11 protein-coding genes and 1 tRNA gene are annotated in these 13678 nt (G+C 72.2%); 6 read left to right on the forward strand and 6 right to left on the reverse strand.

The window, feature by feature from the left end; genetic code table 11:
- The first annotated feature begins 21 nt into the window (after positions 1–21).
- The gene (locus tag ACZ4FV_RS25045; protein WP_402240365.1) at positions 22–690 is read left to right on the forward strand and encodes a TetR/AcrR family transcriptional regulator; all 669 of its coding nucleotides are present in this window, start codon (positions 22–24) and stop codon (positions 688–690) included.
- A gap of 153 nt (positions 691–843) precedes the next feature.
- Positions 844–963, forward strand: a tRNA-OTHER gene (locus ACZ4FV_RS25050).
- Between the two features lie 47 nt (positions 964–1010).
- Here the strand turns inward: ACZ4FV_RS25050 and ACZ4FV_RS25055 are convergent.
- Positions 1011–1595 (reverse strand): helix-turn-helix domain-containing protein, encoded by a 585-nt coding sequence (locus ACZ4FV_RS25055; protein ID WP_331771582.1) that lies wholly within the window; start codon positions 1593–1595, stop codon positions 1011–1013.
- 77 nt (positions 1596–1672) lie between these two features.
- Here ACZ4FV_RS25055 and ACZ4FV_RS25060 point away from each other — a divergent pair, with 77 nt between their 5' ends.
- Positions 1673–2593: a class I SAM-dependent methyltransferase gene (locus ACZ4FV_RS25060; protein WP_395873158.1), complete on the forward strand. Its 921-nt coding sequence runs from the start codon at positions 1673–1675 to the stop codon at positions 2591–2593.
- 128 nt (positions 2594–2721) lie between these two features.
- Positions 2722–4158: an MFS transporter gene (locus ACZ4FV_RS25065; protein WP_465323280.1), complete on the forward strand. Its 1437-nt coding sequence runs from the start codon at positions 2722–2724 to the stop codon at positions 4156–4158.
- Between the two features lie 161 nt (positions 4159–4319).
- Here the strand turns inward: ACZ4FV_RS25065 and ACZ4FV_RS25070 are convergent, their stop codons facing one another.
- From ACZ4FV_RS25070 to ACZ4FV_RS25080, 3 genes are all read right to left on the reverse strand, one after another.
- Positions 4320–6290 (reverse strand): hypothetical protein, encoded by a 1971-nt coding sequence (locus ACZ4FV_RS25070; protein ID WP_402240362.1) that lies wholly within the window; start codon positions 6288–6290, stop codon positions 4320–4322.
- A gap of 72 nt (positions 6291–6362) precedes the next feature.
- Positions 6363–6950 carry a hypothetical protein gene (locus ACZ4FV_RS25075; protein ID WP_395873161.1) on the reverse strand — a complete coding sequence of 196 codons (588 nt, stop codon included), beginning with the start codon at positions 6948–6950 and terminating at the stop codon, positions 6363–6365.
- Between the two features lie 258 nt (positions 6951–7208).
- Positions 7209–8327: an MBL fold metallo-hydrolase gene (locus ACZ4FV_RS25080; protein WP_395873162.1), complete on the reverse strand. Its 1119-nt coding sequence runs from the start codon at positions 8325–8327 to the stop codon at positions 7209–7211.
- Between the two features lie 176 nt (positions 8328–8503).
- On the opposite strand from ACZ4FV_RS25080, the gene ACZ4FV_RS25085 reads away from it, so the two are divergent.
- Positions 8504–9949 carry an amidase gene (locus ACZ4FV_RS25085; RefSeq protein WP_402240359.1) on the forward strand — a complete coding sequence of 482 codons (1446 nt, stop codon included), beginning with the start codon at positions 8504–8506 and terminating at the stop codon, positions 9947–9949.
- Between the two features lie 122 nt (positions 9950–10071).
- Here the strand turns inward: ACZ4FV_RS25085 and ACZ4FV_RS25090 are convergent, their stop codons facing one another.
- Positions 10072–10938, reverse strand: a complete 867-nt coding sequence (locus tag ACZ4FV_RS25090) for an SAM-dependent methyltransferase (RefSeq protein WP_395873164.1) — start codon at positions 10936–10938, stop codon at positions 10072–10074.
- Positions 10939–12003: 1065 nt separating this feature from the next.
- On the opposite strand from ACZ4FV_RS25090, the gene ACZ4FV_RS25095 reads away from it, so the two are divergent.
- Complete coding sequence (locus tag ACZ4FV_RS25095) at positions 12004–12606, forward strand: TetR/AcrR family transcriptional regulator (protein WP_395873165.1); 603 nt, start codon at positions 12004–12006, stop codon at positions 12604–12606.
- Positions 12607–12730: 124 nt separating this feature from the next.
- On the opposite strand, the gene ACZ4FV_RS25100 is transcribed toward ACZ4FV_RS25095, so the two are convergent.
- Positions 12731–13123, reverse strand: coding sequence for a DUF2267 domain-containing protein (locus ACZ4FV_RS25100; protein ID WP_395873166.1), 393 nt, complete (start codon positions 13121–13123; stop codon positions 12731–12733).
- Between the last annotated feature and the right edge of the window lie 555 nt (positions 13124–13678).

The raw sequence follows: 13678 nt of genomic DNA on the forward strand, positions 1-13678 counted from the left end.
AGAGCGTGGCAGGATGGACCCATGAGCGAGCCAGAGCAGCCGACGGCGGTCGCCGAGCCGACGTCGAGCACCTCCGATCGAGTCACCCCGGAGACCTCCGATCAGCGGCTGCTGCGCGGCGCCCGGGCCAGACGGGAGATCGCCCGGCACGCCGTCGAGGTGGCGTCGGCGGAGGGGCTCAACGGGCTCAGCATCGGTCGGCTGGCCGGAGACCTCGGGCTGAGCAAGAGCGGCATCGCGACCCTGTTCGGGTCGAAGGAGAAGTTGCAACTGGCCGCCGTCGCGTCGGCGGGCGAGGCGTTCGTGGACGCGGTCGTGCGGCCCGCGTCGAGCGCGCCGCACGGTGCGGCACGGGTGCGCGCCCTGATCGAGCACTGGATCGCCTACGCCGAGGCGCCGTTGTTCGCCGGCGGCTGTTTCTGGGGGGCGAATCTCGCCGAGTTCGACAGCCGCCCGGGCCCGGTCCGCGACGCACTGCTGCGGCAACACGGGGACTGGCTCGCGCTGCTCGCCCGCGAACTCCGGTACGCCGCGGACTCGGGCGAACTCGCCGGATCGGACGCCGACTTGGTCGCGTTCCAACTGGACGCGGTGCTCAAGGCGGCGAACATCGCCCTGCGCTGCGGCGACGACCGGGCCGGGGACCGGACCCGGCGCGTGCTCGACGGTTTCCTGACACCGCGCCGCTGAGGTCGACGGCGCATCCGTACACCGGACCCGGCGTTGCCCGGCTCGGTGCACGCGGGACCGCCTCGCGTCCCGCCGTCCGGCGAAATCCGGTGGCCCCGCCGCCGACCCGGCCCTAGGGTCGGCGCAGCGGGATTGCGCAGTTCCGCAGGTTGCGGTGCCGTGGCAGAGCGGCCCATTGCGATCGACGTGGCGGAGGTCTCCCGTCACGTCGACTGACGGGGGTACGGCGGGCCTGCCCGACCCTGTCCGCGGGTTCGAATCCCGTCGGTACCGCGACCGCCCGCCTTTGCCGGGCGTCGGGGACGCGCGCCGGCGAGTGTTCAGGTGCGCGGTTTCGCGCGCACGTGCATGCGTTCGCCCTGTCGGCCGAAGAGGCTGAGGATCTCCACCGGGCGCCCGTCCGCGCTGCCGAACCAGTGCGGCAGTCGGGTGTCCCACTCGGCGGCCTCACCGGGACCGAGAACCAGATCGTGGTCGGCCAGGACCAGTCGCAGTCGGCCGTCCAGCACATACAGCCACTCGTAGCCCTCGTGGGTGCGCAGATTCGGCTCGGTGCCCCGGTCGGCGATGATCATCTTGAATGCCTGGAGCGGGCCCGGACTTCGGGTCAGCGCCACCGATGTACCACCGCTGGGCAGCGCTCGCGGCGTCAGGCGGACCCTCGGGTCGCCCACCTCGGGAGCGCCGACCAACTCGTCCAGGGGCACGTGGTACGCGCCGGCCAGCGGCAACAGCAACTCCAGGCTGGGGCGGCGCTGTCCGGACTCCAGCCGGGACAGGGTGCTCTTGGAGATGCCGGTCGCCTCGGAGAGCGCGGCCAAGGTGAGGCCGCGTTGCGCGCGCAGGCGTCTGAGCCGAGGCGCGACCTCGTCGAGGACTGTTCGGTACGGCGGTGCTTTCTCCATGGGGGCATTCCACCCCGCCGTCCCGGGATTGGCAACAAGAGTTGCCGGAGCCATACCCCGGGTGCACCCTCCTCGGCATGAACCCACACGGCAGTGCCGACCCCGGATCCGGACACCACGACGTCGACATCGACTGGGAGCGCATGGCCGCCCACCTGGAGGCCGTCGGCGACGTGCAACTCGCGGTCCTGCGCCGGACGGCGGCCCGGCTGCGGGACCTGCTCGGCCCGACGCGGGACGTGCGGCGCGTGCTGGACATCGGCAGCGGGCCGGGCGTGATGGCCTGCGTGTTCGCCGAGGAGTTCGAGCGTGCCGAGGTGGTCGCCGTGGACGCCGCACCCGGGCTGCTGGATCGCGCGCGGGCGCGGGCCGAGCGACTGGGCCTGGACGGTCGAGTGTCCGTGCGATGCGCGCAGTTGCCCGAGGACGTGGTCGGCGGGGACCGGGTCGGGGCGGACGGTCCGGGCACGGCGGAGCTGGTCTGGAGCGGCATGGCCCTGCACCATGTGGGCGATCAGCAGGCGATGGTGGACGGGCTCGCCCGCGTGGTGCGGCCCGGCGGACTGCTCGCCGTGGCGGAGGCCGGCCTGCCGATGCGCTTCCTCCCGCGCGACATCGGGATCGGCAAGCCCGGCCTCCAGGCCCGACTGGACGCCGCCGGCGAGCACTGGTTCGAGCTCATGCGCGCCGAACTGCCGGGCAGCACCGATGTGATCGAGGACTGGCCCGCGATGCTCGGCCGTGCCGGACTCACCGACGTCGGCAGTTTCACCACACTCCTGGACGTACCCGCTCCGCTGAGTGCTCCGGCTCGGGCCTTCCTGAGCGGCCACTTGGACCGGGTGCGGGAGACGGTCGGCGAGTTCCTGGACGACGTGGACCGCACGACGCTCGACGTACTGCTCGACCCGGAGGCGCCGGAAGGCGTTCTGCGTCGGCCCGACGCCTTCCTGCTGTCCGTCGGCACGGTCTTCACGGGTGTGCGCCCGGCCCGCTGATCGTGCCGGACACGCGGGTCCCGCGCGGGCCGGACCCGGCCGGTCCGCGTGGCGGCCCGCACACATCGAACCCGGCCGGTGATCCGACCACATGGATTCGCAGCAGCCACCAGGAAACGGAGTTCACGGTGAAGGCAACCAGTGCGCAACCGTACGAGACGACCACCGCGGGCGCGATACGGACACCCCCGGTGCGATGGGCCCTGGCCGGTCTCTCGCTGTCCATGCTGCTGTCCTCACTGGGCGCCGGCGTCGCCAACGTCGCCCTGCCGACGTTGACGCACTCCTTCGACGCGTCCTTCCAGGCGGTGCAATGGGTCGTCCTGGCCTATCTCCTCGCGATCACCACCGTGATCGTCAGCGTCGGACGGCTCGGCGACATCATCGGTCGGCGCCGGCTGCTGCTGTCCGGGATCCTGCTGTTCACGGTGGCCTCGATGTTGTGCGGCAGCGCCCCCACGCTGTGGCTGCTGGTCGCCGCGCGGGCCGCGCAGGGGCTCGGTGCGGCCGTGATGATGGCCCTGACCATGGCGTTCGTGGGCGAGACGGTGCCCAGGGAGCGGACCGGCGGCGCGATGGGGCTGCTCGGCACGATGTCCGCGATCGGTACCGCCCTCGGACCGTCCCTGGGCGGCGCGTTGATCGCCGGGCCCGGGTGGCGGGCGATCTTCCTCGTCACCGTGCCCCTGGGTGTGGTGACGCTGGTCCTCGCGCATCGGTACCTGCCCGCCGATCGACCGGGATCCGGCCCGGTTCGGGCACGGTTCGACCATGTGGGCACGCTGTTGCTCGCCCTGTCGCTCGCCGCCTACGCGCTCGCCATGACGATCGGGCGCGGAAGCTTCGGCGTGCTCAACGCGGCCCTGCTGGTGGTCGCCGCGATCGGAGTGGGTCTGTTCGTCCGGGCCGAGGCGAGGGCCGCCGCGCCGTTGTTGCGCCTGGCGATGTTCCGGGATCCGGTGCTGAGCGCGAGTCTGGCGATGAGCACGCTCGTCTCGACGGTGATGATGGCCACGCTGGTGGTCGGGCCGTTCTACCTCGCCCGCACACTCGAACTGGACGATGCCCGGGTGGGGTTGGTGTTGTCGGTCGGACCGGTCGTCGCCGCGCTGACCGGGGTGCCGGCCGGCCGGATCGCGGACCGTTTCGGCGCGCGGCGGATGACCGTCGTCGGGTTGACCGGGATCGCGGGCGGCGCCGTCGTGTTGTCGGTGACTCCGGCGCGGTTCGGCGTCGTCGGCTACCTCGCGCCGATCGTGGTCGTCACCGCCGGATACGCGGTGTTCCAGACCGCGAACAACACCGTCGTCATGGCCGACATCCGGCCGGATCAACGCGGCGTGGTGTCCGGCATGCTCAACCTTTCGCGCAATCTCGGGCTGATCACCGGAACGTCGGTGATGGGCGCGGTGTTCGCGGTCGCGTCGGCGACGAACGACGTGGGGGGGGGGGGGGGGGGGGGGGGGGGTTGGGGGGGGGGGAGGAAAAAAGGGGGGGGGGGGGGCCCGGGGCCGCCCCCCCCCCCACCGGGACGCGGGTCACCTTCGCGGTCGCGGCGGCGCTGATCGTCGTCGCACTCGCGCTCGCGATCGGTGGGCGGGTGCTCGCGCGGCGTATGTCGCGCGGGTGATCGCGGTGGCACCGATCCGCAGCCCGGCCGCCGAACCGATCCGGCCGCGAGGCCGATTCGGCCGCCGAATCGACCCGGATCCGGTGGCGGTTGCGGTCAGGCAGGCCCTTCTCCGGAGCGGGTCAGGGACCAGGCGTGGGCGAACAGGTCGGGCAGGGTGCGTTCGACGGTGGGTCGGGAGGTGATCACGCGGCCTCCGGGCATGAGCGTCACGCCGAGAAGACGTGCCTTCCAGGTCTCCATCGCTGGGATCTTCCTCGTCGTGGCCCCCACCCAGGCGCCGGGCAGGAAGAGCGTGCGTCCGGCGCGGGTGCGCTTGTCCTGGACGACGAGATCGGTGTCGGCCAGCGCGGCGCGGGCCTTGCGGTGGCGGGCCGGACTCCATTGGTTCCAGCGCCGGGTGTGGGCGTCGGTGGGCGACTCCAAGACCAGGAGTTGCAGGTACAGCGTGGCCGCGTCGGCGTGCAGGCCCAGTTCGTCGGCGACCCGCGCGACCAGGTCGGGGGCACAGGCACCGGGATTCGCCTCGTACTGGCCGGGGGAGAGATCGTCGGAGGCGACTCGCTTCGCGATGTCGTCGAAGTAGGTGCTGCGGATGCGGTCGACGGCCGTGATGCCTCCGGACGCCGGGTCGACGCGGCGCAGGATCCGCGAACGTGCGTCGTCGCCAAGGTGGGCCGGTCGGAAGTAGGCGGTCGGAATCGGGGTCCAATTCGAGTGTTTATGGGGCGGGTTGAGGAAGGCCACGGTGAGTCCGTCGTCGATCGACGGGCGCTGGAAGGGTTCGGGGCCGTGGTAGGGCGTTTTTCCGAACAGTTGCTCCAACGCCTCCATGGTGATCACGGATTCGTCGAACTTCGAGCTCGCGTACAAAAGTACGCCGGGGTGTTCGAGCCGGTTCCGCAGGGCCGTGATCACCGCGGGGATGCCGGACCGGACCGGGTCGCCGGCCGGCAACTCGGCGTACAGCACCGGGAGGAGATTCGCGACGTCCTCGATCAGGTTGTGGATGTGGAACGATCGCGTCCGATCCGCGATGTGCGCGCCGTTGTGACTGTCGCGCAGCGGCGTGTCCTGGTCGGTGCTCAGGATCGGTTCATCGGCGGGGCGCGCGAACGCCGCGCACAGGTCGGCCGCCGCCGTCTTGGCGCCCAGGCCGCCGACGTGGGTGAGGGTCTCGGGCGGGACCGGGTCGTGCTTTCCGTACGCGACCTGCCACGCGGCGGCGATGCGGCCCGCGAGGTCGCGGGGGCCGGTGGGCTCCCAGAGTGCCGCGGGGTCGTCGGGCAGCACGTTCGCGAACAGCTGCAACTGTGCCTGTGCGGTCAGCGATGCCAACTCCCCGAGTCCGACCTCACATTCGGTGACCTTGAGGGCCATGACCCGGCGTTCGTGGTCGGCGGCCCGCATGGTCAACCCGGTGTCACCCGGGCTGCCGGCCAGGATCAGCGCGGCTCCGGGGCGGGACAGGCCGGTGGCCAGGCTCAGTTCGTCCACCGCGGCGGGGTCCCACGGCATCGGACCCCGGGTGCGCACGAGGTGCACGAGGCGGCGCAACTGCTGTGCGGTGCCCCAGCCGCGCGCGGGCTCGGCCGCGTCCTCCAGGGTGCCCAGGCCGGGTGGCTCGGCGTCGCCGGCTCGCAGTTCGAGGGCGAGACGGAGGCCGTAGGGCGGCCCGACCACGACCGTCGCACCACGCTCGTCGCGCGCGCCGACGCCGTCGCGGACCCGGCCGATGCGCAGGCGGGCCTCGGGATCGGCGAAGACCGTGTCCGCCCACGACGCCAGGAACGTGAGGAGCCGTTCGCGGCGTTCGGGCCGGACGGCGGGTGTGGCCGCGCGGAGCGCGAGCACGCCGATCCGCCCGATGCAGCGGACCCAGTGCCCTTCCAGGACCACCGGGGGACCGCCCGTGCCCGCCGGTGGATCCCACGTGTGGGCGAGATAGCCGGCGGTGTGCTCGATACCGGTGAACACTCGTGTGAGTGAGCCGTCGGCGCCGCCGATCAGGCGCCGCAGTTCGCTGTCGGTGCGGTGGTCGTCCACTCGATCCGCTGGATGCGTCATGCGGATATCCCTATCGGACCGCGCCGACGCCGGGGACACCGGCGGCGCGGGACGCACCCTACGGGAGTTGGTTCAGTCGACGATGTACCAAGCGTTGCCGAGGTACTGGAGGGTGCTGTCGCCGATGTCGCTCGAAGTGAAGGTGGTGGAGGCCCGGATCGCCGCGGCCGGGATCAGCACCTTGTCGGAGGGGCGTACCGAGACCCGCTTCGGGTCCACCGTGGCGCTTTGCAGGGACTTCTTCTGCGGCGCGGAGATCATTCGGAAGACGACCGCGAAGCTGGAGGTGCACGGGCCGGCCCCCTCGGCCTCGGCCTTCTTCGCCCCGGGACCGGCGACGTCGCAGACCGTTGTGATGTCCTCACGCCCGAGGGCGTGCAGGTACTGCTCGTAGCGTTGGATCGCCGCCTCGGTCGTCTTGCCCTGGGCCGGCTGTGTTCCCGAGCCGGCCGATGGCGTCTGCGACGCGGACGTGGTCGGTGTCGCGGATGTCGGTGCCGTCGGTGGAGTCGAGGATTGCGCGGTCGTCGACGGCGGGGCCGCCGGGGAGGACGGCGCTGGTGGGGGCGAGGTTCGGTCCTTGGCGGAGTCGGAGTCGGAGTCGTTGCACGCCGCCAACAACAGGATGGCGGATACGGTCGCGCCCACGATTGCCCGCATGTGGTTCTCCCGTCGGTGAGATCACAGGCGGCCGATGCTACTTCCGTCGGCGGTCGGCCCGCTGGGGTCGGGCGGCTCCGCCGGGGGCGGGCGGGGCGCACGAGCGCGACGTTGGTGACCCGGATCGTGGCCGACACCCCCGGCTCGGACCCGATCCTGCTCCTCCGCTCCGTCCGGGCCCTGCCTGGGCCCTGTCCGGCGGACCCACCAGGATCCGTCGGACAGGCCCAGGGTTGCCCCGTGTTCGTGCCGGGCGGGTCAGGTCTGGGCGGTGAGGAGGGTCCACCAGGGGGTCGGTTGGGTGGGGTCGATGGTGGTGATGCGGTCACCGGGGCGGGGAATGGCCAGTTGTACGTCCTTCGCCTTGGCCTCGTGCCACAGGCGGTCGACGGGCTCGGCCCAGGGGTGCAGGGCCAGGTTGAAGGTGGCCCAGTGCACCGGGAGCAGTACCTTGCCGCCGAGGTCGAGGTGGGCGGCGATCGCCTCCTCCGGGTTCATGTGGATGTCGGGCCAGCTCGGGCTGTAGGCGCCGATCGGCATCAGGGTCAGGTCGAACGGGCCGTGGGCCGCGCCGATGCGGGCGTAGCCGTCGAAGTACCCGGAGTCGCCGGCGTAGAAGACCCGGTGCCGGGCGCCCGCGACGACCCAGGAGCCCCACAGGGTGTCGTTGCGGCGCAGGGTGCGGCCGGAGAAGTGGCGGGCCGCGGTGGCGGTGAAGCGCAGGTCGGCGACGGCCGCGTCCTCCTCCCAGTCGAGCTCGATGATCCTGGAGGCGGGCACGTTCCAGCGCTCCAGGTGCGCGCCGATGCCCAGGGGGACCAGGAACGGCGCGGTCTGGGTCGCGGTGAGTTCGAGGATCGTCGCCCGGTCGAGGTGGTCGTAGTGGTCGTGCGAGATGACCACGGCGTCCAGCGTCGGCAGCGCGGCCAGCGGTACCGGGAGCGGGTGCAGCCGTCGTGGGCCCACGAGTTGGGAGGGAGACACCCGCTCGCTCCACACCGGGTCGAACAGCACGCGGCGGCCCTCGATCTCGACGAGGGTGGTGGCGTGGCCGTACCAGATGGCGCTGAGGCCGTCGGTGGGCGGCAGTGTGGTGGGGGCGGTGACCAGGGGTACGGGTCCGGCGGGTCGGCGCTCGCTGCGGTTGCGGAGCATTTGCCCGATGAGTTGCGGTGCGCTGCCGGCCGCGAGCATGTCGGCGGGGACGGGGTTGCGGAACGTGCCGTCCCGGAACTGTGGCGAGCGCAGGAAGCGGGCGAGTCGTTCGCCCTCCGCCTTGCCGCCGAACTCCGCCGGTACGTCGCGCAGTGCCCATCCGGCCGCGGCCAGCGCCAGACCGCCCGCCACCAGTCGCCGAGCCGAAGTGTTTCCCGCCATCCGTCACACTCTCCTCGTGTCGTTCTCGGATGCTTCAACCGCCGGCGGGCGTGACACGTTCCCCGATTCGTGATTGTGGACACCGTGGGGTGCGGCCATTCGACGTTCTTGCCATCTCTATTGCTTGACTGCATCATGCATTTGATCGATCGAGTCAAGCGAAACGAGGCACGGCGATGAACCCCGATGAGCTGTTGGACGACCACGACGCGGTGGGGCTGGCCGGTCTCGTACGCCAAGGCGAGGTCAAGCCGGCCGAGATCCTGGACGCCGTGATCGCCCGGATCGCGGAGCGCGACCCGATTCTGCGCGCGTTCGTGTCCACGCGGTTCGAGGCGGCCCGGGCCGAGGCCGAGGGGGAGTTGCCCGACGGGCCGCTGCGCGGGGTCCCGTTCGCGGTGAAGGACCTCGGCTGCGACGTCGCCGGCATGCCGAGCACACAGGGCTCACGCCTGTTCGCCGACGCGGTCGCCGAGCACGACGGTGCGCTGGTCGCCCGCTATCGTCGGGCCGGGCTGGTGGTCGTCGGCAAGACCAACACCCCCGAGTTCGGCAAGAACGCCAGTACCGAGCCGCTCCTGCACGGCCCCTCGCACAACCCCTGGCGGCTCACCCACTCCACCGGTGGCTCCTCCGGCGGTTCGGCCGCCGCCGTGGCCGGCGGCATACTGCCCGCCGCACACGCCAACGACGGGGGCGGCTCGATTCGCATCCCGGCCGCCTGCTGCGGACTCTTCGGGCTCAAGCCCTCACGCGGACGTGTCCCCGACGACCACGGTCTGTCCGGACTGGCCTACCCGCTGTCCATCGCGCACGCGGTCACCCGTACGGTGCGCGACTCGGCCGCGCTGCTCGACGTCGTCGCCGGTCCGCTTCCCGGCGACCCGTACGCCGCGCTGCCGGCGCCGCCCGGCGGATCGTTCCTCGGCGCGCTGGACGCCGCGCCCGGCCGGCTGCGCGTCGGCTTCTCGACCACCAACGTGGACGGGGTCGCCGCGCACCCGGCGGCGGTCCGCGCGGTCGAGCGCACGGCGGCGTTGCTCGCCGAACTCGGCCATCGGGTCGAGGAGGGCGCACCGGTCTGGGACGGTCCGGCGACCGGCGCGGCCCTGGGCCAGGTGATGGCGGCGGCCACCCACACACAAATCGAGGACCGGCTCGTCGAACTCGGCCGCGAGCTGCGCGAGGACGACATCGAACCGTTCACCCGGGCCGTGCACGAGCGCACGGCCGCGATGCGCGCGCAGGACCTGGTCCGGGCGTTGCAGACGGTGGTCCGGACCGGCCGCGAGGTCGCGCCCTTCTTCGACGCCCACGACGTGTGGCTGAGCCCGACGTTGGGCGTTCCGGTCCCCGAACTCGGCGTCCTGGACACGAGCGACCCGGCGAGCATGTACGCGAACGCCGCCAAGATGACCTGGTTCACCTCGGTGTTCAACGTCTCCGGACTGCCGGCCGCGAGTGTGCCGGCGGGATTCGACGAGGCGGGGCTGCCGGTGGCGATCCAGCTCACCGGCCGAATGGGTGCCGAAGCGCAACTGCTGCGGATGGCAGCGCAGTTGGAGGAGGCAGCGCCGTGGGCAGGGCGGGCACCGTGGCCGCCGGCGGCGGTGGGCGGCTGACGGCGGCCGGTCGCCGGGTGCCCGGCGACCGGCCCCGGAGGCCGTACGTCGGGCCCGTCGTCGTGCGTTCGCGGACGACGACGGGCCCGTGACCGCGGGGTGGGGCAATCCGCGGGAGCCGCTCAGCGCTTGATGCCCACCCCGCCGTAGCCCCAGACGTTCTCGACCGCGTCCAGGGGATCGTCGGGTTCGCCGTCCGGGTTCCAGTGGGGGCGGATACCGGGGGGTTCGACCACCTCGAAGCCGTCGAAGAAGGACAACACGCGGTCGTAGCCGCGCATCGTCATCTCGGCCGAGGCGTTCTTCCAGCCCGCGGCCCCCGCCTGTCCGCGCGCGGGATCGGCGTCGAAGGAGGCGTGCGACAGGATGAGCATGCTGCCCGGGACGAGCGCGTCGCGCAGCGTCGCGACGATCTCGTGCGGGTTCTCCTCGTCCTTGATGAAGTGCAGGATCGCCACCAGCATCACGGCGACCGGCTCCGCGAAGTCGATCACCTCGACCACCTCGGGCGCGGTCAGGATCGCCTTCGGGTCGCGAAGGTCCGCCTGAGTGAAGGTGGTTCGCCCGGGGCCGCCGCCGGTCATCAGTGCCCGCCCGTGCACGAGCACGATCGGGTCGTTGTCGACGTACGCCACGCGCGCGTCCGGCGCGACCTGGTGGGCCGCCTCGTGCGTGTTCCCGCCGGTGGGGATGCCGGTTCCGATGTCCAGGAACTGGCGGATGCCGCGTCGTGCGGCATAGCGGACGCTGCGCTGGAGGAACAGCCGGTTGAGCCGCAGCGTGGTGGGCAGATCCGGAATCGCGGCGAGGATGTGCTCGGCTGCCGCGCGGTCCACCGCGAAGTTGCTTTTGCCGCCCAGCAGATAGTCGTAGATCCGGGCGGTGTGCGGGATGCTCGTGTCGATCCGCGCCGCGACGGATTCCTCCTCGACCTCGTCCAGACGCGGCAACCGCCACGCGTCCTCGTCGCTGCTCGATATCGACGTCACGCGCTCACCCTTCGCGAGGCCACTCCCACGGACCAACCGAGACTACTGCGCCCGCCCGGGAAACGGTCCACCGCCGCGCGCCGCGCGCCGCCGGTGAGCCCAAGTCCCTTGGCAACCACGGCCGCCGACCCTACGTCGACCGCCTTCGCGGCTCCCTGGCCGTTCCGGCTGCCGATGTGCCAGGTTGGCGAGTGTGGAACACCGAGAGAGCGCATGGGCCGGAGCGGCGGCCGGAGACGACGTGTGCGCACGCGGCCCGGCCGCATGGACCTTGCGGGGGCGGGCACTTCCGGGACCGATGGTCGACCTGCTCGCCGCATGCGGATGGCGGCATCCGGGGGACGAGGTGATGCGCGAGGTGGTGCCCTGGATCGAGGAGCCATGGCATCTCCCGGCCTATGCGGCCGAGACGCGCCGGGAATCGTGGTTGTTGGATCTCCTCGCCGACGACGAAAGATCGTCGGCGCTGTTTCGCGAGGTGTGTGGGAGCGTCGTCGGGTCGGTGGACCTCCCGTGGCTCGACGTCGAACAGGCCGTCCTGATCGTGGTGAATCGCCGCCTTGGCGACGACGTGGCGATCGCGCTCGACGATCGGGAGGACGCGGAGGATCCGCGGGTGGTCGGCGGTGATTTCCGGACCGACCGGCACGTGTGTGCCTGGCGGATGGTGGCACCGACGCCGACCGACTTCGCGCAGCGGTCGGGTCTGCCGGGTCGGCGGGTCGACGGGGCGACCGCCGGGTGCGACGGGGTGGACGGGAGCGGCGGGTGGATCGGTGGAGTCTCGTCCCGGCTCGCATTCGATGCCCGGTGCGGCCGAGACGCGGCGGCGGGGGCGGGCGGCTCGGCTTCGCGGGGGCGCGCGGGGTGGGCATGTTCGGCGCGCGGTGTGTTTCGTCCGCCGGCGGTCGATGAAGAGCGGGACGTGGGCGCGATTCGTGTCGAGTATGCCGAACTCGATCGCTGGGGCTGCGTGGACGAGGTGTCGTCGGCTGAGCGTGGGTGGAGTCCGGGGCCGGGTCGGCGGGGTCGGTTGTGGAGGGTGCGCGGTAGGGTGGGCATCCCATGCGCACCGTCGATCCCGTCAAGCACGCCGCCAGGCGACGTCAGATCCTGGAGGCCGCCGCCTCCTGCTTCGCGGAGATGGGCTTCCACGGCACCCGGACCGCGGACATCTGCAAACGCGCCGGGATGAGTCCGGGCAACCTCTTCCACTACTTCCCGAGCAAGCACGCGATCATCGTGGAGCTGATCGACAGCGAGGGCGTGCAGACGGCCGCCTTCCTGGAGCGGCTGGCCGCCGAGGAGGACGCGCTCGGGGCGCTGTTCGAGCTGATGGAAACGGTTGTCGCGCTCGCCGCCGACCCGGAGTACGCCGGCCTCACCCTGGACACCGCCGCCGAGGCCCAGCGGGACGAAGGCATCGCCGCGCTCTTGGCCCGCAACGACCGCCGGCTCCGGGCCGGCATCGCCGACCTGCTGCGCCGTGCCGCCGCGGCCGAGCGGATCGACCCGGAGTTGGACGCGGAGGACGCGGCGACGTGGATCGCGGCCCAGATCGACGGGATCTTCGCCCGGGTGGCGACCGATCCGAGCTTCGCGCCGCGCGAGCAGGCGCCGATGCTCCGGCTACTGCTCACCCGCTTCCTGCGCGTCGATCCGGCCTGACCCCGCGTCCGCGTCGAATCGACGCGGACGCGGGCGTCGAACGGCCTCGCGGCCGGGCACCCGCCACCCGCGTGCGGCCTTCGGCCCGGGTCGCCCGGCCGCGCGCGGGTGCCGCGGGGACGGTTCAGCGTCGAGGACGGCCGAAGAGGAGGTCGTAGCCCGGCGGCAATTGCAGCAGCACGCGGTTCATCAGGTCGTCGTCGATGGCGTCGGCCACGACGCTGAGTACCGCTCCGACGTCCCATTTCGCGGTCTCGTCCGTGGCGCCCTCGATCCACGCGCCGGTCGCCCGGACGAACCGGTCGGCGCTGAGCGGCTCGTGCGCGGGGAGCGGGTTGAGCAGTACCAGGGCACAGGTGTCCGGCAGCCTGGCAGCCAGTTCGGTGCGCTCGCCGCCGACCAGGTGTGCGCCCAGGAGCGCGAGGACGACCCGAATGCCTCGCTCCGCCTCCGCGGGTGAGGAGTATTCGCCCCGCTCCTGAACTGCCGCGAGGAAGGGTTCCCATCGCATCGGCATCTGTATCGGCCCTTCTTCCGTCATCCGTCGACTGCGATCGGAGCGGGCTCGGGCGGGGCGGCCCCGATCCGGAGGGCACGCGGCGTGCCGGTCCGGTGACCGGGACGGGGTCGCCCCGGTGCGCCGGCGGTGGCATGGCCGCGCCGACCTCAACGCCCGACCGGTTCGGGGCGGATCGACGATGTGCGCTTCGAGGCCGCGAATCGGGTCGGTGCGCATGGGGTGCTCCCCACCTTAACGCTCCGTCGCACACTTGACGGCCTTCGACGAGGACCGACCCGCACGCGAGCCCGGAAGTGGCGGCTGTGCGATTTCGATCCATCACCCCTTGTGTCCGGAGCGGGTTCGGTGCCGGTGTCCGGTGCGGGGTGGTCGACCCCGAGGGGCGACCGTCCTCCCGGATCCACGACAGGCTTCGCGTACAGGCTTCGCGCGAGGAGGTCACTCGGGGTGGCGACGGAGGGACAGCGCGGATGCGGCGATCGAATGGTGCGTCGTGAAGGCGACGGTGCCGGGCCGGCGGCGATCCTCGCACCACTCGACGGGTACGCCTGC

This window comes from Embleya sp. NPDC025285, from assembly GCF_055558835.1.